Annotated in this window: 17 protein-coding genes; 7 read left to right on the plus strand and 10 right to left on the minus strand. The window is 47.6% G+C overall.

Annotated features, from left to right (window positions below):
* Position 1 precedes the first annotated feature (1 nt).
* Positions 2-3205 (minus strand): SusC/RagA family TonB-linked outer membrane protein, encoded by a 3204-nt coding sequence (locus BMW79_RS29230; protein WP_089901762.1) that lies wholly within the window; start codon positions 3203-3205, stop codon positions 2-4.
* A gap of 299 nt (positions 3206-3504) precedes the next feature.
* On the opposite strand from BMW79_RS29230, the gene BMW79_RS29235 reads away from it, so the two are divergent.
* The gene (locus BMW79_RS29235; protein WP_089901765.1) at positions 3505-6168 is read left to right on the plus strand and encodes a hypothetical protein; all 2664 of its coding nucleotides are present in this window, start codon (positions 3505-3507) and stop codon (positions 6166-6168) included.
* Between the two features lie 54 nt (positions 6169-6222).
* Here the strand turns inward: BMW79_RS29235 and prfH are convergent, their stop codons facing one another.
* Together prfH and BMW79_RS29245 are read right to left on the minus strand one after the other, a co-directional pair.
* Positions 6223-6837, minus strand: a complete 615-nt coding sequence (gene prfH, locus BMW79_RS29240) for a peptide chain release factor H (protein WP_089901768.1) — start codon at positions 6835-6837, stop codon at positions 6223-6225.
* 4 nt (positions 6838-6841) lie between these two features.
* Entirely contained in the window at positions 6842-8242 is a 1401-nt protein-coding gene (locus BMW79_RS29245) for an RtcB family protein (RefSeq protein ID WP_089901770.1), read from the minus strand.
* 704 nt (positions 8243-8946) lie between these two features.
* Here BMW79_RS29245 and BMW79_RS29250 point away from each other — a divergent pair.
* The 6 genes from BMW79_RS29250 to BMW79_RS29275 all read left to right on the plus strand — a co-directional run bounded on the left by BMW79_RS29250 (position 8947) and on the right by BMW79_RS29275 (position 16624).
* Positions 8947-9573 carry a TetR/AcrR family transcriptional regulator gene (locus tag BMW79_RS29250; protein WP_089901772.1) on the plus strand — a complete coding sequence of 209 codons (627 nt, stop codon included), beginning with the start codon at positions 8947-8949 and terminating at the stop codon, positions 9571-9573.
* 5 nt (positions 9574-9578) lie between these two features.
* Positions 9579-10910 carry an ABC1 kinase family protein gene (locus tag BMW79_RS29255; RefSeq protein WP_089901774.1) on the plus strand — a complete coding sequence of 444 codons (1332 nt, stop codon included), beginning with the start codon at positions 9579-9581 and terminating at the stop codon, positions 10908-10910.
* 115 nt (positions 10911-11025) lie between these two features.
* Positions 11026-12066, plus strand: a complete 1041-nt coding sequence (locus tag BMW79_RS29260; protein WP_089901777.1) for a sensor histidine kinase — start codon at positions 11026-11028, stop codon at positions 12064-12066.
* Positions 12066-12776: a LytR/AlgR family response regulator transcription factor gene (locus tag BMW79_RS29265; RefSeq protein ID WP_245752716.1), complete on the plus strand. Its 711-nt coding sequence runs from the start codon at positions 12066-12068 to the stop codon at positions 12774-12776. Before BMW79_RS29260 ends, BMW79_RS29265 begins: the two co-directional genes overlap by 1 nt.
* A 102-nt stretch (positions 12777-12878) precedes the next feature.
* Complete coding sequence (locus BMW79_RS29270) at positions 12879-15428, plus strand: outer membrane beta-barrel protein (protein WP_089901780.1); 2550 nt, start codon at positions 12879-12881, stop codon at positions 15426-15428.
* Between the two features lie 122 nt (positions 15429-15550).
* On the plus strand, positions 15551-16624 hold the full coding sequence (locus BMW79_RS29275; protein ID WP_089901783.1) for a hypothetical protein: 1074 nt from the start codon (positions 15551-15553) through the stop codon (positions 16622-16624).
* Between the two features lie 81 nt (positions 16625-16705).
* On the opposite strand, the gene BMW79_RS29280 is transcribed toward BMW79_RS29275, so the two are convergent.
* The 7 genes from BMW79_RS29280 to katE form a co-directional block, all read right to left on the minus strand.
* Positions 16706-17233 carry a DUF2199 domain-containing protein gene (locus tag BMW79_RS29280; RefSeq protein WP_089901786.1) on the minus strand — a complete coding sequence of 176 codons (528 nt, stop codon included), beginning with the start codon at positions 17231-17233 and terminating at the stop codon, positions 16706-16708.
* An 18-nt stretch (positions 17234-17251) separates the two neighbouring features.
* A complete protein-coding gene (locus tag BMW79_RS29285) occupies positions 17252-17983 on the minus strand; it encodes a metallophosphoesterase family protein (protein WP_089901791.1) in 732 nt (243 codons plus the stop codon).
* 8 nt (positions 17984-17991) lie between these two features.
* Entirely contained in the window at positions 17992-18537 is a 546-nt protein-coding gene (locus BMW79_RS29290; protein WP_089904413.1) for a 2OG-Fe(II) oxygenase, read from the minus strand.
* A gap of 4 nt (positions 18538-18541) precedes the next feature.
* Entirely contained in the window at positions 18542-19231 is a 690-nt protein-coding gene (locus tag BMW79_RS29295; RefSeq protein ID WP_089901792.1) for an NUDIX hydrolase, read from the minus strand.
* Between the two features lie 115 nt (positions 19232-19346).
* The gene (locus BMW79_RS29300) at positions 19347-21377 is read right to left on the minus strand and encodes a TonB-dependent receptor (RefSeq protein ID WP_089901795.1); all 2031 of its coding nucleotides are present in this window, start codon (positions 21375-21377) and stop codon (positions 19347-19349) included.
* A gap of 231 nt (positions 21378-21608) precedes the next feature.
* Positions 21609-22274, minus strand: coding sequence for a Rossmann-fold NAD(P)-binding domain-containing protein (locus BMW79_RS29305; RefSeq protein WP_089901798.1), 666 nt, complete (start codon positions 22272-22274; stop codon positions 21609-21611).
* Positions 22275-22338: 64 nt separating this feature from the next.
* The gene (gene katE / locus BMW79_RS29310) at positions 22339-24480 is read right to left on the minus strand and encodes a catalase HPII (protein WP_089901802.1); all 2142 of its coding nucleotides are present in this window, start codon (positions 24478-24480) and stop codon (positions 22339-22341) included.
* Between the last annotated feature and the right edge of the window lie 29 nt (positions 24481-24509).

A 24509-nucleotide genomic window follows, 5' to 3' on the forward strand; every position in this document is an offset into this window, starting at 1 on the left:
ATCAGAGTGTGATGTTGATGCCTATCGTATAACTTTTTAAGATGGGATAGTTATTACCATTCCCGGAACTGTTGGTATCGGTGACGGTATCGGAGCGACGGATACTTTCCACATCGAGGTCGCGGGTAATTTTATACAGGGGCGACCACGACCAGAGGTTTTCCGCAGAGAGATAAACCCGCGCGGAAGACATCTTCGCTCTGGATACCAGCGAATGCGGCAGGTTATAGCCTACCTGTAAATTTTTCAGACGGATATACGCCACATTCTGCAGGTATTTCGACTGCGCGCTGGCCAGCTCACCTGCACCGTTCTGGGCTACGTAACCACGGTAACGCGGGAAATAAGCATCCGGATTATCCTCTGACCATATTTTTCCTTCCTGCGATTTAGGCATAAAGTTGTAGGGACGGTTATATTGTCCCCAGAACACATCTGATTCAGATCCCGGCCACCAGTTCTGTTGCAATACACCCTGGAAGAAAGCGCCTACGAAGAAATTATTCCAGTCGGCGTTCAGGGAAATACCATAAGTATAGCGTGGCAGTGTATCACCGATAATGGCAAGATCGCCATGCTGACTGAGGGTATTGGCGCCGTTGTTAATTACCCCGTCTCCATTCAGATCTTTGAATTTAATATCACCGGGCAGCCATTGTCCGCTGTTGGAAGCTTTGAAGAGCGCCTGTGTTTTAGCTGCCTGCGCCACGTTATCTTTATTCCAGTAGCCATCATTTACATATCCCCATATCTCTCCGTATTTCTGGCCTACATAATAATCAGTGAGTTTATTATTGGTATTGTTATATTTGGTAATAGTGGCTTTGTAATCGGCCATGGATACACTCACCGCATAGTGTAACGGTTTGCTGGCTACATTAAACTGGTCTTTCCAGCCAACCGATATTTCCCAGCCCACCGTTTTCAGGTCGGCATAGTTTCCTTTGGGTACATCCGTACCAAAAACGGCTGGCAGGGTTTGGCCTACAGTAAACATATTCTTGGTGATTCTCGTATAAGCGTCTCCGTTAATAGTGAGGTGATCATTGAGTGCAGTCAGGTCCAGTCCGAGATCACGCGTGGTAGATGTTTCCCAGGTAAGACCATCCGGCAATACCGCAGGCTGTGTGGTTTGCTGTTGCTTGCCACCATTGATCACCCGGCCGGATTGGGTAATGGCCATCTTTTCCTGGAAGGCATAAGAAGCAACGTTACCATTTCCCAGGGAACCGTAAGAACCTCTCACTTTCAGGTCAGAGATAATTTTAGGAGATACTTTCCAGAAAGGTTCCTGTGCTACTCTCCAGCCTGCGGATACAGACGGGAAGAATGCATAACGCTGGTTGGAAGGGAATTTGGAAGACCCGTCGTAGCGACCATTTACTTCTACCAGGTAGCGATCCTTATAGGAATAGTTCAACCGGAAAAATTCCCCCATGATGGCCCAGCGGTCGTAGCCACCGGCGGTATTGATATTGGTGCCCAGTGCAAGATTCAGGTCTTTTGCATCGCTGTACACCAGCCCGTTGCGGGTGGTAGCAAAACCTTTATAGGTAGATTGTTCATAGTTGAACCCTACCAATGCTTTGAAATAATGCGTATTGCCGCCGAAATGGTTTTCATACTCTCCGTAAATGTTGGAGGCCATATACAGCGTGTTATAGTTGCTCATCATCAGATCGTTGTAGTTGGAGCCTACATAGGCGATCACACCAGGAGCATTGCTGTAAGGAACGGGGACGCGTATACGTTTTTGATTATCTGCGGTATTCTGGAAAGTAAAATCTCCCTTTAACCTGAATTTGTCCTTATAAATATTGGCCACAAAACCGGTGGTATTACGGAAAAGTTGTTTGTTCCAGTCCAGTCCGTTTTTACCATAGTACAGATCCCCCACGGTGTAGGCGGCGGAAGCAGTAAGTGTACCATCCGGGTTGAGCAACATGGAAGAGGGATGCGCCTCATCGGCCATGTTGCGCCAGATACCGCCACCTTCGCCTACGTTCACGGGGTTATGATAGTCACGGTTCGAGAATTCGGTATTATTATATACCTGCAGGAAAGGGAAGAGCTGGATATTTCCTTTGGCGCGCAGGTTATACATTTTATAATCATCTGAGTTAAAGCGGAACAAACCATCCTGACCATAATATCTGCCGGTAATATAGTAGCTGGCTTTTCCGCTGCTGCCGGAAACGGTGAGGTTCTGATCGGTAGCGGTGGTATGGTCTTTATAAAGCAGTCCGTACCAATCGGTGTTACCGTAATACTCATAGGCGCCGGCAGCATTTACAATGGTCTTTGGCAAAGAAGGATCATCGTTATGCGCTTTGAGTGCGGCCAGGTAGGCCGGGGAAAAAGGCTGCGTTTTATTGATATTCTGGGGCGTCTGGGAGTAATCGTTCCAGGCAGTCCAGGCTTCGTTGAAGTTTTTAGCGTATTCGTAGCCGTTAGTTACCATATCAGGAACGGTGGTCGGCTTCTTCAAGGAATAATTGGAAGAATAGCTCACACTCAACCTGTCTTTCACCGGCACCTTGGTGGTAATCAGCACCACGCCAAAAGCTGCCCTTGCGCCATAGATAGCCGCAGAAGAAGCGTCTTTCAGTACGGTCACACTACCCACATCGGCGGGATTGATCATACTGGGATCACCCTCTACCCCATCGATGAGGATGAGCGCACTTCCGCCCTGCCCGATGGATGTTGTACCACGGATATTATATGCAGGAGATTGAATGGGCTTACCGTCACCGGGAATCAGGTTGAGGTTGGGAATCACCCCTTGCAGGCCCTGGCTGAGATTGGGCAGCGGGCGATTTTCCAGTACCTGCCCGGTCACCTGTGCTACCGCACCGGTGAGATTGGCCTTTTTCTGGGTACCATAACCTACCACTACCACATCATTAAGCGTGGAAACATTGTCTTTCAATACCACCTGGAAGGTAGTTTTGTTTCCAACGGAAATAGTATCCGGCTTATACCCTACGAAGCTGAAAATTAACCGGTCGGAGGGTGCAGCGGCAATACTGAAATTACCTTTTGTATCGGTGTTGGTCCCGGTGCTGGTACCAGACAACTTAATGGACACTCCCAGGAGGGGCTGGCCGGCGTCGTCTATCACTCGTCCGGTGACCGGGTGCGATTGCGCATTGCTGCTAAATGCATAACCGAGCAGCAGGAGCATACATAACCATCTTTTCATGGCGATTCTGTGATTTTGTAGATCAGGAATAATAAAATATCTGCTGCAATTAAGGATGTGAGGGATTAACGGGCAGGTTAACTGGGGATTAACGAAATCGATTAAGCTAAAATAATTATGAAATGAAGCTATAATCGTTTATTTTAACACTACGATGTTTTCTTAAACAAAAGATAACTTTCAGATCGGAAGATATTAACACAGAGACAGTAATTTACCACGTTATTGAAAGCCGGTAACCCGCTTTCCCTTGGAGCAATTGAAAAGACTTCCAGCAATAAATAATTGTAAGGCAGCCTATGTACAGATTTACTCACTTGTTATTGTTATTACTTACGATTACCCATATCAGCAAAGCCCAGGATGTTTACGGGCTGGAGTTTGCCTGTAAAAATATTGCCCAGGAATCCCGCACCTCGCTGGATCTGTTTCCGGATAAACCATTCCCGGTAAAAACAGCGTATACCCTTTCTTTTGATTTATCCTTCCTCCCTTTTTATACTTCTTATTTCGGATATATTTTCCGGATCACAGATGAGAAGAAGCAGAACATAGACCTGATCTATAATGTACACACGTACGAATTTAATATAGTGACAGGCAATGATTTCTCCGGCATCTCCTTCCAGGTGAATAAAGATAGCCTTTGCCATCAGTGGAACCGGATAAGGCTGGACATGAATACGGTAACGCATACACTGGGAGTAACGGTCAACGGCCGGTTGATAAAAACCGTCCGGCATCCGGTGATTTCCGGGCAACAACTGCGCATCTGTTTCGGCGCCAGTTACCGGAAAAACTTTAAGTCATTTGATATAGCGCCGATGCGGCTCCGGGATATAGAATTATATGGAGACGGCGAATTACAACATCACTGGCCCCTTGACCACGCAAATGGTTATACGGCAAAAGACGAGATCACCGGCCATACCGCCACCGTAAAAAACCCGGTATGGCTAAGACCGCAGTTCAGCCAGTGGGAACTGGCCGATTCTTTCCTGGTAGCGGGTAATGCCGGTGTAGCCATGAATCCTTCAACAGAACAGATCTATCTCACAGGGAGAGACTCTTTATATGAATACCGGTGCAGTAACCGCAGGTTAAGTGCCCGCGCATTGCCACAACCACAAGGCACTCCCGCAGGGATCCGCACAGTATATGATGCAGCACGGCAGCAGTTATACAGCGTCTTCCCCGACAAACAACAGGTAGCCGCCTTCGACTCCGCCACCGGCGCCTGGAACCAGCCGATGGATGCAGGGGCTGTTACCACGTTCTGGCATTCCAATATTTTCTTTTCATCATACGACAGCTCCCTTTATTTTTTAGGAGGCTATGGCGATTTCCGTTATAAAAATGAAGTACACCGCTATACTCCGGGACATCCCCATTGGGAAACGGTCCAGGTGGGCGGCGATTTCTTTACACCCCGCTACATGGCCGCAGCAGGAGCCAATGCCGCAGGAGATTCCCTCTATATACTCGGCGGCTATGGCAGTCTCACCGGCGATCAGTTACTCAATCCTCATTCGCTGTACGACCTGCAGGTATTTGACGTGAAGCGGCATACTTTCAAAAACATTTACAAGGGAAAAGAACCGGAAGAACCATTTGGTTTCGCCGGCAACATGGTGATTAACAGCGCCCACCAGGAATATTTCACGCTGATATTTCCGAACGATCGCATGAATTCTTCCCTGCAACTGATCCGGGGATCACTGAATAATCCGGCATACACCAAACTGGCAGCACCCTTTCCTTACCGCTTCTACGATACCAAATCAGCGGTACAACTCTTTTATTGCCCGCAGAATGATCAGCTGGTCGCGGTAACTTTCTTCTCTCCCAAAAATAACAGCACGGAAGTAAAAATATATACCCTTCATTTTTCACCTTACCTCCTTGCCGTGGATGTGCCGGCCGACGACCCGGTACCTGTATATGTGATGCGGTTGTTACTGGCGGCGGGTATTGGGTTTTCACTGTTCCTGCTGGCAGCAGGACTGTCGAGGTTAAAAATAAATAAGAGAGAAGAAGACCTGGGTAAGATAACTGATGAGAAAAGAAATGCACCGTTGCTTTTATCTGCCGGGCAAACAAACTTACCTGTTGCAGAAGATCGTGTGCAGGAAAATGTAGCACCGGGAACAAACAAAGCAGCCGGACAGATTACGGAGGACCCGGAAATAAGTACCCATGCTCCTTTTGTAATACCAGACGATATACCTCAAACAATCAACACCTTTCCGGCGGTATTTCTTTTCGGGCATTTCACCGTACTGGACAAAACAGGCAACGATATCACCCGTTTATTCAGTCCACTGCTGAAGGAATTGTTCCTGTTACTATTCCTTCATTCACTACCCGGCAAAGGCGGCATTTCTTCCCAAAAAATAAATGAAATATTATGGCCGGGCAGATCGCTGAAAGATGCAAAGAATAACCGTTCGGTGAATATAGTAAAGCTGAAAAGCCTGCTTGATAAAACAGGCGCATATACCCTTATAAAAGAAAACGACAAATGGATCTTTCATTTTGATGATCCCCGGATGCAGGTAGATCTGATCAGCTATCTCCAGCTGCTTACACCCGCCCATATGGAGGAATGGCATATGCATCGTATAGCCGAAATCGTGAAGCGGGGTGCTTTCCTCCAGGAAACAGAATACGCCTGGCTGGACAGGTTCAAAGGCGATATGTCGGCACAGGCTATTCCACTGCTGCTGCATTACCTGGAAGTACATACCACACCGCCTGAGCAGGTGATCAGTATCTGTGACTGCCTGCTTAATTTTGATTCACTGTGTGAAGAAGCGGTGTTATTTAAATGCAGGGCATTGGTAGCGCTCGGACAACATGCGTCGGCAAAGAAAATGTATACTTCCTTTATGACTGCCTATCAGAGTATTTATGGAGAAACGTTTGAACTGGAATACACAAAAGCGATAGCGCAGGAAACCTAGCATTTTTCAACGGAAGTGTGATGGGGGAAACGCTGTTTCCCCCATCACACTATTTTACAACTTCTCCCTTATCACTTTCACCGCTTCTCCTCTTTCCAGTTCATTATGTTCCTGCCAGCGGTCCTGTTGCTGCTTTACCAGTTCACCAGCTTGCCACGCAAGAAATTTTGCTTCCAGCCGTTGCAAGCATAGTTGTTTATTCTGTAACTGCGAACGGCTGTCCATGGCCAGTACCTGTAGCCCGCTGGGCCGGTGGATACCACGCACGGCAGTTTCTACTTTATTGACATGTTGTCCGCCTGGTCCTGCCGCACGGCAGGTTTCGAGGGTCACGTCTTTCAGATTCCACTGCACCTGTTTTTTTATGTCAAATACCGATACGCCGACAAACCAATTTTTACGTTTGTGGAATTTGCGGTAAGGACTTTGGGCAATCCATTGAATAGTGCCTTCCCAGGGCTGGCAGAAAGCCGTTACTTTTTCTCCTTTAAGCAACAACGTGGCAGAGAGCAGGGTACCATTCAGGTCTCCCTTTATATTTTCGAGTACCTGTATGCCGATGCCGGCGGCGCGGGCCTCCCTGATCATCATTTCCTGCACCTTTGCCACTACCCTGCTGCATTCAGCAGGGCCACGGCCGGAGGTGATCTGTACAATTATCTGTTCCATCTGATTAATCTTTATTCATTCTTACAATGGCGGGCATGAACCGGCCTTGTATGTCTACTAATTCCTGCTGCGCCCCAATCACGTTTTCAATGTCTTTGTACGCCAGCGGATTTTCTTCCACGCTGCCACCGATCAGGGTAACGCCTGCGGCAGACAGCATCTTTTTCAGACCGGATACGGTCATATTTTCTTTGGCTCTTTTGCGGCTCATCGCTCTTCCTGCGCCATGTGAGGCGGAGTATAAAGCGTTGTCCACCCCTTTTCCCATCACGAGATAAGCGGCCGTACACATGCTGCCGGGGATGATCCCCATTTCGCCGGCATGGGCCGGGGTAGCGCCTTTGCGGTGAATGATCACCTGCTGGCCGTTCGCGAGGGTATCCTCCCAGGCAAAGTTGTGGTGGTTTTCCACCTTAGCCAGCGGCTCCAGCCCCAGCGCTTTTGCCAGGTTGATGTGGATACGGTCATGACAGGCTTTGGCATAATCGCCCGCCAGGTTCATCGACAACCAGTATTCCTGTCCGGCGCTGCTGTTGAGATCCAGCCAGGCGAGCTGCTGTGCCGACCGTGGCAGCTTGCAGGTATCCATAGCGATGCGGGTGTAATGCTGCGCAATATTGGCGCCCAGGCCACGGCTGCCGGAATGCGACAGTAAGGCCAGGTACTTTTTGGGCGGCAATTGCAGCGCATTATTTTCCTGCATTTCGATGATCCCGAATTCCACGAAGTGATTGCCGCTACCGGAAGAGCCTAACTGCCGCGCAGCTTTCGCCTGCAATTTCCGCAACAGTTCGGTCGATTGAAACACCGGACTGTCCAGCACTTCATGTTCCTGTTCGAATTCCAGGCCGCCTTCCATACCAAAGTGCGTGTACTCTTTCAACGCTACTTTTACCTGGTGTGAAAAGCGTTTCAAAAAGCTTTCTCCTTCATCGAAAAGGGTGAGTGCCATGCGACAGCCAATGTCTACGCCTACCGCAAACGGCAGTACGGCATTTTGCGTAGCCAGTACCCCACCGATAGGCAAACCATAGCCGGTATGTGCATCGGGCATCAGCGCGCCCTGCACCGTAACCGGTAAAGACATGGCCAGCTCCATCTGTTGTTTGGCAGAGCGTTCTATTTCTTTGGCGCCATATACTTTTAAGTGCCCTGTTTTTTCCAGCAGTTCGTACGACTGAAAATTACATTCCACCGGTTCATCCATAAAGGTGTCCGCTATTTTTCCCAGTATCTCGTGAGAATGGTAACTGGCCGGATCTGCTTTGATAGCGGCCAGCAGCGTCATGAGATCTGCCTTTGCTGTGTGTTTAAAATGTTTTGAAACGATATTGATGACCAGGCTTCTCGCCTGGTCGTTTGTATATCCTATTTTACTGAGTTCTTTTGTTTTCAGATTGCTCATAAAGCAAGTGTTGTTTTTGATGTGCAATGCCGGTAAAACTACCTTGCCGGTTGCCGCATTAAATAGCGGCCCGCCCCATCTCAGCCGTACATAAGCCCTATCCCCCCTATATATAAGCCTTACCTATTAGATACGGGTTATATATGGGTTATCTGGATCTTACTCATAGATGAGTACCCTGTTATCAGAGAAGATTCCCCTGATGACATGACAATAGTTTCACCTGCTGCCCGGTTTTTAGCCAGACAACCATGATATAAATAATAAAAAGTAATGGTGTTTTCCCTTTCGCGGGAGTGCAAACGGAGGCGCTAACGTATATGTATATACGAAATATAATGCAATGAATAGCATCACGGGGATGTATACATTATTCCGGCTTAATTAAAATGTAAAGCGGCTGCATCTGCCTGATCAGGCAAGGAGCGAAAGGGACGATATGTGGGTATGTTCTGTCATGATTCCTTGTAGTTTAAAAAGATGAGCAATAAGGAATTCGGATGCAAAGGTATATTTATTTTTTAAATACCCAGCGCATTTTTTTTACATAACAATTTCGCGCATACGCCAACAGATTTTAACATTTCGTGCCGGGATAAAAAAGCATTTATAACCCCGCATGACGTAAATTTGTATGTACCCGCATTTTTAACCTCCGGAACCCGTCCGGACGGGCTACGTCAACAACTATAAAACTTTTTCATATGGACAAACAGCTCATCCGCAACGCCTATAAAGTGTACTGGCTGGAAAACGGTAAAGCGCCCGTATCTGTATATGCGCTCTGCAAAATTGTAGAAGTGTCTGAAACCGACTTCTATGAACAATACAGTTCGCTGGAAGCGGTAGAAAAAGACATCTGGTTAGCGATCTTCCAACAAACATTGGATCAGCTACATGCAGATGAAATTTATCAGCAATATAATGCACAGGAAAAGTTGCTGGCCTTCTACTTCCTCTGGGTACAGAAACTCAAGGAAGACCGCAGCTACCTGTTATTACAGCGCAAACATTTCCGGTTACCGGATTTCTACCGCAACAAACTGGAAACTTTCCGTCAGGCTTTTAACGAGTATGTGAGCAACCTGGTGAAAGAAGGTTATATCTCCAGTGAAATCAAGGAAAGAAAATACATTTCAGATCAGTACGTACACGGCTTCTGGTTACAGGCCCTCTTTGTACTGAAATATTGGCTGGATGATACCAGTCCGCAGTTCGAAATGACAGATGCCGCCATTGAAAAAGCGGTAAACCTGAGTTTCCAGCTCATCAAATCCAATACCCTGGATAGTTTGCTGGACTTCGGGAAATTTATTTTTACGAGGAAATAAGCATCATGAAAGAGCAATCCAATATCCCCACCTCGAAGGTGGAAAGGGCAGGCAAATTCGTAACGACCGGACTTAAAGTAGGAACCAATTATATCAAACATTACACCCGCAAACTGATGGATCCCTCCACTACCAAAGAGGAACTTCACCAGGACAATGCGGCGGATATCTATGACACTTTGAGCAATCTGAAAGGCAGTGCGCTGAAAGTAGCACAAATGCTGAGTATGGACAAGGGAATGCTTCCCAAAGCCTATACGGAAAAGTTTGCCATGTCGCAATACAGTGCGCCGCCCCTGAGCGGACCGCTGGTAGTGAATACCTTTGTAAAAACACTGGGCAAATCCCCCTCGCAGCTGTACGACCAGTTCGAGATGCAGGCCTCCAACGCCGCCTCTATCGGGCAGGTACATAAAGCCACCAAAGCCGGCAAACAACTGGCCGTTAAAATCCAGTATCCCGGGGTGGCCAATAGCGTAAAATCCGATCTGCGTATCGTAAAACCCTTTGCCATCCGCATCGTGGGAATGAACGAAGTGGATATGGACAAGTATTTTGATGAAATTGAAAGTAAACTGCTGGAAGAAACGGATTATAAACTGGAACTGCGCCGCTCTATGGACCTGTCACGCGAGTGCGCGCATATCCCTAATCTGAAGTTTCCCGGTTATTATCCGGAGATGTCATCCGAACGGATTATCACCATGGACTGGCTCGATGGCCAGCACCTGAAGGAATTTCTGCAAACCAATCCTTCGCAGGACGTGCGGGACCGTATCGGCCAGGCGCTGTGGGATTTCTACCAGTTCCAGGTACATAGCCTGAAACAGGTACACGCCGATCCACATCCGGGTAACTTCCTGATGCGGCCAGACGGCACCGTAGGCATCTTTGACTTCGGCTGCGTAAAAGAAATTCCGGAAGATTTTTATGTCAACTACTTCCTGCTGGTAGATAAAGAAGTACTGAAAGATGAAAAACGCCGGCACCAGATCTATACCAACCTGGAAATGATCCATCCCACCGATACCCCTAAGGAAGTGGAGTTCTTTTCCGGTCTGTTCCAGCATATGATTGATCTGCTGACCTTACCCTTTACGCTGGACCATTTCGACTTTGGCAACGAGGCCTATTTCAATGAGATCTACGCCTATATGGATGAACTCTATAACATGAAAGAAATCCGTGACTCCAAAGTAGCCCGTGGCTCCCGGCACAGTCTTTATATTAACCGCACCTATTTTGGGTTATACTCCATCCTGAGCGACCTCAAAGCGAATGTAATCACCGGCCCGGCCAGGATACAGGAGCTGATGTCTGCCAGTAAAGCTTCTTAAACCACTTTCCCGGGAGCGGCTCGCCCCTCCCGGGAAATGGTAAGTTAGTCGTACAATTGCCGTAATTGGTCGCAACTTTTATCTCCCGGATAGATAAATGCCCTAATTTGCCGCCATGAGACAGGAATCGCATCAAGGGAAACTGGTGATGGTGGTCAGGCATATCATTGCATGGGCGGTATTTTTTTCCCTTCCCTACCTTTTACACCCTACACAGGAATACAATGCGCACGACCGTGCCAGCGAAAAACAGTATTGGGACCTCTATCTTTATTTCATTGACTTTACGATGGTGGTCTTCTTTTACCTGAATGCCTGGGTATTTATCCCAAAGCTGGTATATAAAAAGAAGATCGTGGAATATGTGATCTATATCGTAGGGATATTTTTGCTGATGTTCTCGTCCAGGTATGGTTTCGAAAAAATAATCCTTAAACACCAGGAGATCGATATTAAACCGGTGATTCTCTTCACCTTCTTCATCTTCTTCTTTGTACTCTCTGCCAGTACTGCCTTCCAGATGATTGTGGATAAAATGCGCCTGGAAAGACAAACCAGCGCCCGTGAAAATGAAAGCCTGAAAACAGAACTGTCATTGCTCCGCTCCCAGGTGAGTCCGCATTTTATGTTTAATGTGCTCAATAATATGGTGTCGCTGGCGCGGAAGAAATCAGATGTACTGGAACCTTCCCTGATCAAACTTTCATCGCTCATGCGCTATATGCTCTATGAAGCAGACGAAGACAAAGTACCCTTACAAAAAGAAGCAGAATACCTTCAAAGCTATATCGACCTGCAACAGCAACGCTTTGGAAAAAACGTAGCTATCAACGTTTCCCTGGAAACCACCGCTACCAGCTACGAAATAGAACCTATGCTGCTGATTCCATTCGTGGAAAATGCCTTTAAGCATGGTACCGGACTGATTACCGATGCTACGATAGATATCCGGTTATATACCCGGAATGATATGCTGTTTTTCTCCGTGCGAAACAAATTCAATAAGGATTCCTCCGAAATAAAAGATAAAACCAGCGGTATCGGTCTTACGAATGTAAAAAGACGCCTGAATTTATTATACGGCGATCATTATGTTTTGCATATAGATAAGAAAGATGACTGGTTTATAGTATCCTTGCAATTAAATCTCCATTGATGATGAAGTGTATTGCCATAGACGATGAACCCCTGGCGCTGGACCTGCTGGAAGACAATATCAGCATGGTGCCCTATCTGCAGCTGACGGGCAAGTGCAACAATGCCTTTGAAGCGATGGAAATACTACGGCATCAGTCGGTGGACCTGATCTTCCTGGATATCCAGATGCCAGGCCTGACGGGATTGCAATTCCTGGAATCGTTACCGAATAAACCGTTGGTGATCCTGATCACTGCGTACGAAAAGTATGCGCTGGAAGGTTTTAACCTGGCAGTGACAGATTATCTCGTAAAACCGGTATCCCTGGAGCGTTTTATCAAAGCCTGCAATAAAGCGCAGGAGCTGCACCAGCTCAAAACCGGTGGAAAAACCGCCCGGGAAGAAGCGGATTTCTTCTTCGTAAATGTGGATTACAGTTTACATAAAGTGGTTTTTGCTGATATCCGGTGGATTGAAGGGTTGAAAGACTATGTCAAGATCCACCTCAACAGCAGCACCAAACCGGTGATTACCAGGATGAGCATCAAGGGATTGGAAGAGCAGTTGCCAGGCGCTAAGTTCATCCGGATACACAAATCCTATATCGTTTCTGTAGCCGCTATTACCACCATCCGGAAAAACAGTGTTTTCCTGGATACGCTGGAACTCCCTGTTGGCGATACATACCGTGATACCTTGTATGCGATTGCCGGAAAATCAGGTCAATGACGACAGATGACTGTTCGTAGCTGATTTTACCCCACTCATCTCATTTAATTCATTTTATCCGCCTGCGGATTATACTTTTGCGTGATCTGAATTTAAAATAAAATGTATAAGATTTATTTGTTTATCACCCTGTTTTTGCTTTCAATGAATGCTATCGCTCAACCACCGGCAGGCGCCAAAATGCCTGGAGGTATGAGTATCAGTGGGCATGTTTATGGTAAAATTATTGACCCCGACGGAAAAGCCGTTCCTTACGCATCCGTTATCATCCTGCAGAACCGCATGGATAGTGTTACTAAAAAAATGACAGAAAAACTGTTAAAAGGCGCGCTCACCAAAGGAAATGGGGAGTTCAGCCTGGAAGAGTTACCTGCCAGGGGTCCGCTGAAACTGCGGATTACGGCTACCGGTTACAAAACGATTGACCGGGCCATCAGCTTTCCTCCTTTTGAAAAGGACCTGGGCAACATCAAGCTGGAAGTGAGTACCACCCAGCTGCAGGGCGTTACTGTAGCCGGTACCAAACCACTGATGCAGATGGATATCGATAAAAAGGTATTCAATGTGGAAAAGAATATTGTGAGCGCCGGTGGAACCGCACTGGATGTGATGAAAAACGTGCCTTCTGTAAATGTGGATATTGATGGTAATGTGACCCTCCGCAACAGCGCTCCACAGCTGTATATCGACGGTCGCCCTACTACCCTCACCCTGGAACAGATTCCTGCCGATGCCATCGAGAACGTGGAAGTGATCACCAACCCTTCTGCCAAATACGACGCCTCCGGTGGTAGTGCAGGTATCCTGAACATTGTACTGAAAAAGAACCGTAAAACCGGTTACAACGGTAACGTGCGTGCCGGTGTGGATAAACGCGGTGCAGTAAACGGCGGCGCCGACTTCAACCTGCGCCAGGATAAGGTAAATATCACCGCCAGCGTAATGGGCAACCAGATGAAAGGCCGCACCAATGGTACTACCGAGCGTAACAACTTCGCCGATGTACCTCCTACTTTCATCAACCAGTACAACAGCAATAAAACCGACGGTGGATTTGTGTTTGGTAAATTGGGACTGGACTGGTTCCTGACCAACCGCACCACCCTCTCTGTAGCCGGTATCAAGGTACATGGTTCCATGAACCCCACCGAAAGAATTGATATCAACACAGACAGCCTGGATAAAGCAGGTACAATGCGCGCTTTCAGTCAGCGTAATTCCAGCTCACACAACCAGTTCAACGCCAACGGACTGGTATTGGGTATGAAGCACCTGTTCCCCAAAGAAGGAGAAGAACTGACGGCCGACTTCAACTACTTCGGTGGTAAAAGCGACAACAATTCTGATTACCGGACCGACCGCTACTCCGGCAACAACATCAGCGGCAGCGATATTCAACAGATCCTGGGCAATGGTTCCGTGAGCTTTATGACGATCCAGACGGACTACGTAAAACCTTTTACCGGTAAATTAAAGCTGGAAACAGGTTTACGCGCCTCCATCCGGAATACAAAAAGCAATTTTAACAACTATATGCTGGATCCGGAAACCCAGAAATATGTATTGATTCCGGCAGCATCCAACAATTACAAGAACAGCGACAACGTATATGCAGCTTACGCCAGCATCTCCAATACCATCAAAAACTTTGGTTATAAGGTCGGGGTGCGTGCAGAAAGCTCCAATTATACCGGTGATCTGCTGAACAATGGCCAGCATTTCTCCAACAAATACCCGGTAAGCCTATTCCCATCGATATTCTTAAGCCAGAAGCTGAAACACGAACAGGAATTGCAGCTGAGTTATACCCGTCGTATTAACCGGCCTAATTTCTTCCAGTTGATTCCTTTTACAGATTCAACGGATAAGCTGAATATCACCAAAGGTAATCCCGGACTGGTTCCGGAGTTCACCACTTCACTGGAAATGTCGTACCTGAAAACGCTGAAAGGTAACAATACCATATTGGCATCTCTCTACTACAGACATACCAACAACCTGATTACCCGTTACCTGACAAAAGAAACCGATCCGGCAAACGGCCAGGAACTGCTGGTGAACACCTATATCAACGCCAACTCCAGCTACTCTGCCGGTGCAGAAGTAACAGGTATGTTCAACCTGGCCAAATGGTGGAATATGACGGCCAATGTGAATATCTACAATTCCAAAATCAACACGGATAATGTAACACAATCACAGGACGCACTCTGGAGCTGGTTCGGAAAACTCAACAATACCTTTAAACTGCCCGCCAGTTTTGAGCTGCAGCTAACCGGTACCTACCAGTCTAAAACCAATCTGCCTGTCAATGAAAACAAGAACGTGCAGAGCGGTCCGCCTATGCAGCAGTCGCAGAATGCTTCACAGGGTTATATCGCCTCTTTCTACGGCGTAGATGCAGCGATCAAAAAGAGTTTCCTGAAAAACAATGCAGCGTCCGTGACGTTCAGCGTTAACGATATTTTCAGAACCCGCTGGTCTGACCAGTATTCTGAAAGTGATTACTTCACACAATACTACAGCCGTTTGCGTGATCCGCAGATGATGCGGCTGACCTTTGCTTACAGATTTGGTAAAATAGATGCCAGCCTGTTCAAGAGAAAGAATATGGGCGCTGGTATGCAGGGTATGCAGGAAGTGATTCAATAAGTAGTTGTCTAAGTTTAAAGCACCGGGATGCGAGGGGGGTACACCTGAGCGTTCCGGGCTTTTTTTTGTGGAAAAGTTTTTACATCTTACGCCATATTTTGTAACCTATATTCCTTCTTACCATGAAAAGAATATTCTTTTTGTTAACTACCATTTCCTGCCTTGGAGCAGGAATCAGCCATGCACAGACTATTACTAACAGCACTACTTTACAGCCAAATGCGAATTTCAATATTGACGGTCTCGGAATGGCACAGCGATTTATAACGTCCAGTACCACCGGGATCAATGGTAATGGCCATTATATCATGAGACAGGGAACCGCCAACCGCTGGGGTTTACTCACCTCCAATGTAGAAACAGGAACGCTTAACCAGGGCACTGACTTTTCCATTGCAGGTTATAACGGAGATACTTTTCTTGGTCATTATTTCACCATCATGAGAAATAATGGATTTATCGGTTTGAATAATACTACGCCAACCGCCCGGTTGCACGTGTCCGGTACAACGACCGTTCACCTGGCCAAATTCACGCTTGCAAATATTCCTGAGGCAAAGGCAGCATTGATTATTACCAACGCTACAGGCGCGGACAGCAGTTTCATCCCCAATATTACCGCCCGAGGTTACAGTCCCGGCCGGCCATTTGCACTTAGCATCACTGCTGAAGCAGAAGACCTCGTCCCTACTGCCAATGAGCCCTATTCAGCTGCCATTATGATGGACGCCAGAAGTAAAACAGGCAGCCGTCTTTATAATGCCAATTTATTTGCCATCAATACTTATGGTGGTACCATGTTTATGATAAAAGGAAATGGTAATGTGGGTATCGGCACCAACAATCCAGGTACCAACAGACTAGCCGTAGAAGGTACTATCGCTGCCAGGAGAATGAAAGTTACACAAACCACCCCATGGCCGGACTATGTTTTTGAACCGGATTATACATTACGTTCCTTGCCCGCCATCGAAGCTTTTATCCGGGAAAACAAGCATCTGCCGGAAGTGCCTTCCGCAAAGCAAATTACAGCCGAAGGACAAGACCTGGGTGATATGAATGCTATACTATTGAAGAAAGTGGAAGAACTGACATTGTACCTGATTTCCATGCAAAAGGAAATTACAGAAGTGAAGACCGTAAATGCTACGTTAGTGAATGAATTAAATAGCATTAAAGCAGCGGTGGGAAAATAGCTGTGGAGAGGCCGGGATCAGTGGTTCCGGCCTTTTTCATCCGGATATAATAATCCGATCACATAACTGGCAGGCATCTCTCTATATTTTTCCCAGGTGGGCTTCCCGCATAATTCCATCCACCTTCTTCAGTGCTTCCGCAAAGCTGATTCCCTGCTGCTGATCTATTGTCAACGGATGGCCTTCTTCTGTTATTTCTATTTCAGGAATAGTATCCAGTCCGGTTTCCCTTGCCTGGGTTTTGATACTGAGCGTATCTCCATAACCGGGCACCATGGTTTGCAGCCATCCGAAATACGGGGCATTATTCACGCGGTTGACATCTTCCCAGCTATCCATTCTGATGCGAAAATTCGCTTCGCTGATACTGGTCCACACGTTGAAAAGCAGATCTTCCGGGTAATCATGAATGGGGATGGTGATACGGCCGCGATGAAAGAAATGTTCACCATCTATTACACAAAGACTCTCTGTTATTTCAATTCTTTCTGCGCGATCTTCTTCCGGGATGGAGAAATAAGAAGCGGGAAATTCCGCCCCGAAGCACAGGGGTACCGCTCCATACTCCAGGCCACAGCAGGCACATTTATAGGTAAAATTCTGTTCCATGAAAATAATGATTAAAGATCAGCGGTTGCGGCCTCTTTCGTCCGGGTATAACAACTGCACGGTATCGCTTTGCCATACCTGTTTGGTATCTGCATTCATGCCGGAGATTTTCCCGGTGAAAGCGGCGCCGGTGTCCACGTTATGCACATTGGCGGCTATCATCGGCATTACTTCGCCGTAATTCAGGCTGGGTGTATGCCCGATATAGATTTCATGAAAGAGGGCTAATCGTTTTGGATAGCGGTTGGAATCCTTTGGAATGAGGGGATCGAGTGCCAGTGCCAGTTCCCACAGACTACGGTCCCAGTAAAGCATCGGCTCAAACCTTTCATGAGCGGGGCCATGAGTGGACGTAAAGCCGGCATGGATATAAAGCCGGTTCTGGTGATCGATATGATACGGAAGCATGCGTTCCAGGAACTGCGTGTGGATGGCCAGTTGCTCCGGTGATAATTTATTAAAGCTCTCTACGGTTTCCTTGCCGCCGTTGCGCTGCCAGGAGGCTTCGGGCATGATGCCATGCAACCAGGATTCACACCAGGCATCGTGATTGCCTTTGATAAAAATACAGTGGTATTGTTTTTCCAGCTCCATGAGCCAGGTGATCACTTCTGCAGACTCGGACCAGCCATCCACATAATCTCCTAAAAAAATCAGGGTATCTTCTTCTTTCGGCGCGATGCGTGTGATCAGCTGTTTCAAGGCTTTCAGCGCACCGTGTATATCACCTATTACGTAGGTTGCGGGCATGTTCGGTTTTATTTGTACATAATATCGGTTCGCAGCACATACTTCACACCGGCTGTCAGCAGGGCTCCTTCGTGCCGCAACGGATGATGAAAGACCAGTGCGGTACCTGTTTCCGGCCGGATAATTTCTCCGGAAGCGAAAATGGTCTCCCCACCGGTGTAGGCGTCGTTCAGATAAATCATAAAGGTATACTGACTGGCCTCGAAACGGTTTCGCTCAAAACTGCCATCCTTGTGCATTTTAAAGCGTTGTCCCTGGCAATATTTATAGAACCGGAACAATTCATTCACACCAACAGCAGACCGGTTATCCTTTTCTTCCGGCGCAAACGCTTTCAGCCGGTTCCAGATAAAGGTAGCATAAGCTGGCTCTTTATACAAGACCCTTTCATTATTTCGTACGCCTTTGATCATACGTTGTACACCTCCACCTACGTCTACCGTGGCTTCTTCATAGCCCATGGCCTCACTTTTTTCAATGAGGGCGGCGCATTCTTCCAGGCTCAGGAAGTTCGATATGGTAAATATCTCCGGGGTATATAACTGTTTTTCCATAACATCAGGATTCAGTGGGTACATTTATCTGGAAACTATTTTTCTTCAATTGCTTATTGAATCTATAGAGTTCGGGATGCCTGTTTTTGAGTCCTTCCCGTTTAAGGCCGGTGTTGATTACATAGGCGGCGTCCAGTATTTTGCGGCGGAAATTGCGCCGGTCGATGGTAGTTTCCAGGATACATTCGTACAATTCATGCAGCTCTGTAATGGTGAATAACTCATCGAGCAGCTCAAAGCCTACGGGGTAATACTGGATCTTGGAACGGAGCCTTTGCAGGGCCTGTTTAAAAATATGTTTATGATCAAAGCCCAGCGCGGGCAGTTTGCGCACATTGAACCACTTTACATCGTTGGCCATGTTACCGGCCACCACATTAAATTTAGCAGGATTGATCAGGGCGTAATAACCCACCGCAATCACACGGCCACGGGGATCCCTGTCGGGCGCATCAAAAGAATACAGCTGCTCCAGGAATACCTGGTCCATGCCCAGTTTCGTTTGCAGGATTCTGGAGCAGGTACCCAGGAAAGTTTCTTCCATTTGCAGGAAGCCTCCGGGCAACGTCCAGCAGTCCTTGAACGGTTCCTCTTTGCGGTTGAGCAATAACACCGATAAGGTGTTATCGTGATAACCAAATACCACCAGGTCTACCGCCAGGGAGGGATTTTTATATTCGTGGAAAGACTTCATACTCTCTTTGCGTCATTTTAACGTGAAGTAAAGCATTTTTCGGGAGATAGCCTAAAAAAAGAGCAAAGGGGCAGGAACAAACCAGTCGCTCCTGCCCCTTTGCTCACATGCGTTTTTAGAACTTCACGGCCACGCCCGCCTTCAGGTAAAAAGGCGTACCGGGGGTATAGCATAGTTCTGTTACCGGCGCCGGCTCATTTTTCAACCGGGTGGTGGTTTCAAACTGCGCCTCATTCCAGTTGGTATTAAATACGTTCTGCGCCTGGATGCTGAATTCCCAACGCGGCAGACTGTATGCCAGCGACAGGTCGTTTACAAAATACCCTCTGGCGGTAACGGAATTATCTTCATTGGCGGGCCGGGCTTTCATATAACGGTAACGCATATTGGCGGAGAAGCCGGCAGGCAACTTCACAGCCACCCCACCGGTGCTGGTTAATTGTGGTGCCAGGGGAATATAATCTGCCTCTTTGGGCTCATCCACAAAACGGCCATGGGCATAGTTTACATCAGCATCTATGTACAACCAGCGCCAGGGCTGGTAACGCACACTAAGATCCACTCCCAGTCTTTTTGTTTTGCCGGAAGGCTCCACCACCGCTTCATCGCCAACGTAAACAAATTCCTGTTGCAGGTAAAGATACCAGATGGCCGGTTGAATCATCAGGTTCCTGGCGGGTTTCAACACCACACCCAGATCCGCACCGGCGGAGAAAGGCAGAATTTCCTTTCCCTCTTGCGCCATCACTACTCTCACATCATTGGAGTGAAAGCCCATACCCGATTTCAGGTACAATTGTGCAAACCGGTTAGCCGTATATACGAAGTTCAGTTTAGGACTTACCCGGGTCGCCTGCTGTTCCTGCCCTGGAAGGGATTTCAGCTTGTCGTGGTAATTGAAAATAAAATGATCGATCCGTACAGCGGGTGTAATAGCCCATTTCCCTTTACGCCATTCCAGTTCAGTGTAAGCATGCAGGTTGGTTTCTGTTGCTGAGCCATACGACAAACGATCCAGCAGGGAATCGCGCTGATACACATGATTCAGCTCCAGGTTGTAGATATCATCCAACCGCATACCGGCGCCGGATTGCCAGGTAAAACTGCTATGCGGCAATGAAAATCGCCTGGTAAATTTCTGATCACAACCATATACGCTGCGGTCATCTCTCTGTTCAATCTCATCACCGTTTACGGGGTCATTCAGGAAAAAAGTAAAGTTGGAGTAGAGGTTGAATTTATAACGGGAGTAATATAAAAAGCTCTGCCAGTCGGTGTTTTCATCTACTACGTGTTTAAACGTGAGTGCCAGGTTGGTCCGGGAAGTACTACCGCCCTCTGTAGGATCGACAGCGCCCCAACGGGTAATAAGCCCTTCACTCACTGCACGTTCCGGGATCTGGCCGGAAGCATTCCAACCAGAAGTAAAAGTAGATGCCTGGATAGCAAGATAGTTGCGGTCATTGAGCCAACGGTTGAATTTGCCCATCAGGTTGAAGCGGTTAAAATGCTGCTTCACATCAAAAGGACCATCGGTATAATTGTATTCAGAAGCAATATAGGCGTGGCTTTTGGTATCGTCGCCGGTGGGCAGCAGGTTGAACATGCCCATGGCCCGCATGGTATTAAAAGCGCCGCCTTCCAGTTTAAACATGCTGTGGGGCAATTGGTCAAAGGTGCTGAAGTTCACATAACCGGCGGTATTCAGATCGCCCTTATCTGCATAGTAGGCGCCCTTTCCAAAGTCAATACCCTCAATGGTTTCCGGGATCAGGAAGTGCAGGTCTGCATATCCCTGCCCATGTGCATGCGACACCATATTCACCGGGATACCATCCGCGCTGATGTTCACATCGGTACCATGGTCACAGTCGAAACCACGCAGAAAGATCTGTTCGGCTTTACCTCCACCGGCGTGTTGTGCAATGAATAATCCGGGCACCTTGCGAAGCAGGTCCTGCGCCGTATTTACCGGTGTCATGGTTAGATCCACTTTCATCATCGCCTTTTCAATGCGGGGAGCGTTTACTTCCAGCTGGTTCAGCTGTGTATGCAGGGTATCCTTTGTGGCGCCTGTGCGTTGTGCGTAGCTATAGTGGCTGCATAGCCATACGAGTGAAAGGGCTGGTAAAAACGACTTATTCATCTCACAAAAATAAAATGCAAAAGCAATTACAGGTAACTTTTTTTTGTTATACGCAGCAGCTGAAAAACAAAAAGGCGGCGCCGAAGCACCGCCTTTTTTATTTGGACCCGGGATAGGAATATTCCAGTCATCTCATAACCTACAACTGTTACACTGTTAAAGTAACAAGATGCAAAGATACATTCCATAACCCATATAAAGTGGGCTGCTATCCCTCAGGTTACCAGTATTTTAAGGATGATGAGCCAGGGACACAATATCCTTCACCTCCAGTACGGGTTTTGCGTAGCCATAGCGGGTGGCGTTGATCATAGCCTGTCCCAGCTCTGCCAGCGTGGAAACCCACTGCGGAAAATAGCGCCGGAAAAAAGGGTACATCCAGGCAACATACTTATAGAAAGCCTGCGTATTTTTCATACCATCAGACGACAACATAAATCCCGGCCGGAACATATAGGCCGCTTTGAACGGAAGTTTCAGCAGGTCGTTTTCTGTTTTGCCTTTTACACGGGCCCACATGCTGCGGCCCTTCTCTGTGCTGTCGGTACCACCGCCGCTCACATAACAGAAGGTCATGTCGCTGTTCAATGCCGCCAGTGTTTTGGCTAACTCCATCGTCAGGTCGTAGGTTACCCGCTTATACGCGGCTTCCTTCATTCCTACGGAAGACACGCCCAGGCAGAAATAGCAGGCATTGTAGTCATGCAGCTGCGCCGCAATGGGCAACATATCATAGAAATCTTCATGAATAATTTCCTTCAGCTTAGGGTGCTGTACCCCGCACGGCTTGCGGTTAATGACCAACACCGCTGTTACATCCGGGTGTTGCAGGCACTCATGCAGCACCCCTTCTCCGACCATTCCGGTACTCCCTGTAATGATGGCTCTTATATCCATAGGAACGTTTTATGTTGCTGGTATACCGAAATTTAGATATTTAGTTTCATTTAAAACAAAATATCTACGCAGGAATGGTATCTATTGCCTCTCTCTCCCAGAAACGATGCTGTGCAATGGCATTGATAAAGTCCTTGCTGCTTTTGTTGATCAGCAAACCGGGGTCATTGCCTTCCGTTTCCAGGTAAGTGGCTTTCAATACTTTCAGCCCATCGCCTGTTACCGCAATCGCCTTGCAATGCTTATATGCCTCATTGATAAAATGCAGCGCGGCCGGCTCTTTCACCAGCGCATCAGCACTGGTTTTTCCACCCGGTACATATACCGCATCGAATAATACAGAGGCGGCCCCGAGGAAAGACTGATCTACTTCCAGGTGATCGCCTTCTGCTGTTTTTATTTTACCGAGATGAGGAGCAATAAGTTGCACCTGTGCGCCAGCCGCCAACAGGTCTGCCTTCATTTTAGCCACTTCCTTACCAGCTACACCGTCGGCGGTCAGGAAAGCGATCTGCCTTGATTTCACGGTATTCTTCACGGTGTTGGACATGCTAAGCGCCGGGGAGTTGATGACCTGTTGCTTTACTGCTTTCGGTTCATAGCGTCTCACTTCTCCATCTGCCGGCCGTATATGATTGATCGGTGTTTCCGGCTTAGACGGCACTGGCAGTCCAAGGCCGGTAGCCACGCGGAGTGCGAGTGATTTATCTATCTGTGTTAAAATACCGACCATACGTTCGCGTATATCCGTCCGCGTTACCTTGCCCAATTCGAAGCGCAGTGCGTTTACAATATGCGTTCTTTCCACCTCCGACTGGCTGTTGTAAAACAAGGTTGCCTGGCTGAAATGATCAAAGAAGCTACTGCTGCGGCCACGGATCTTTTTAGCATCTATTCTTTCTTCGTAGGAAGTAAAGCCGCCCTCTTTCATCTTTGCCTGGTAAGGACAACCATTACTGATAGTATTGGGCTCGTAGGCCGTTTCGCCACGGTTAATGGTTTGCCGCATATGGCCATCCCGCTGGTTGTTGTGTACCGGCGCAATGGGGCGGTTAATGGGTATTTCATGAAAGTTGGGACTGCCCAGCCTTGATAACTGCGTATCTGTATACGAAAACAATCTTCCCTGTAAAAGCGGATCATTTGTAAAATCAATGCCCGGCACAATATGCCCTGGATGAAAGGCTACCTGTTCTGTTTCTGCAAAAAAATTATCCGGGTTCCGGTTCAACACCATTTTACCAATACGCATTACCGGCACCACTTCTTCCGGAATCAGTTTGGTAGGATCCAGCAGGTCGAAAGGAAATTTATGTTCATCTTTTTCTGCCACGATCTGTACACCCAGTTCCCATTCGGGATAGGCGCCCGATTCAATAGCATTCCACAGATCACGGCGATGGAAATCGGGGTCTTTCCCGGAAATTTTCTGTGCTTCATCCCAGGCTACTGAATGCACACCCAGCAATGGTTTCCAGTGAAACTTCACAAAGGAGGATTTACCGGCAGCGTTGATAAACCGGAAAGTATGTACGCCAAAACCTTCCATCATACGCAGACTGCGGGGAATGGCGCGGTCGCTCATGGCCCACATGATCATATGCATGCTCTCAGGTGCGATAGACACAAAATCCCAGAAGGTATCATGTGCAGAAGCTGCCTGCGGAATTTCATTATGGGGTTCCGGTTTTACGGCATGTATAAAATCGGGGAACTTCATGGCATCCTGTATAAAGAACACCGGCATATTGTTGCCTACGAGATCGTAGTTGCCTTCTTCTGTATAAAACTTCACGGCAAAGCCTCTTACATCCCGCGCCAGATCGGTAGATCCGCGTGAGCCTGCTACAGTAGAGAAACGGACAAACACAGGTGTTTGTTTGCCTGGGTCTTGCAGAAAGCCGGCCTTGGTGTATTTCGACATCGATTCATACACCTGGAAAAAACCATGCGCGGCTTCTCCCCGGGCGTGTACAATTCTTTCCGGTATACGTTCGTGGTCAAAATGGGTAATTTTCTCCCTTAAAATAAAATCCTCCAGCAGTGTGGCGCCCCGTTCTCCTGCTTTGAGGGAATTTTGATTATCATTGATCCGCAAACCCTGGTTAGTGGTGAGGAATTGATCAACCCCTTCTTCCGTATGCGGGGCAAGGTTTTCCTGTTTCGCGTTCAGCTTTGCAATGGGAGTAACTTTTTTCTTTGCCATGGTCCTGGTGTTTTTTAATGATGAGTAGG

The sequence above is a fragment of the Chitinophaga arvensicola genome (assembly GCF_900110835.1).
In the GTDB taxonomy this organism is placed as follows: Bacteria; Bacteroidota; Bacteroidia; order Chitinophagales; family Chitinophagaceae; genus Chitinophaga; species Chitinophaga arvensicola.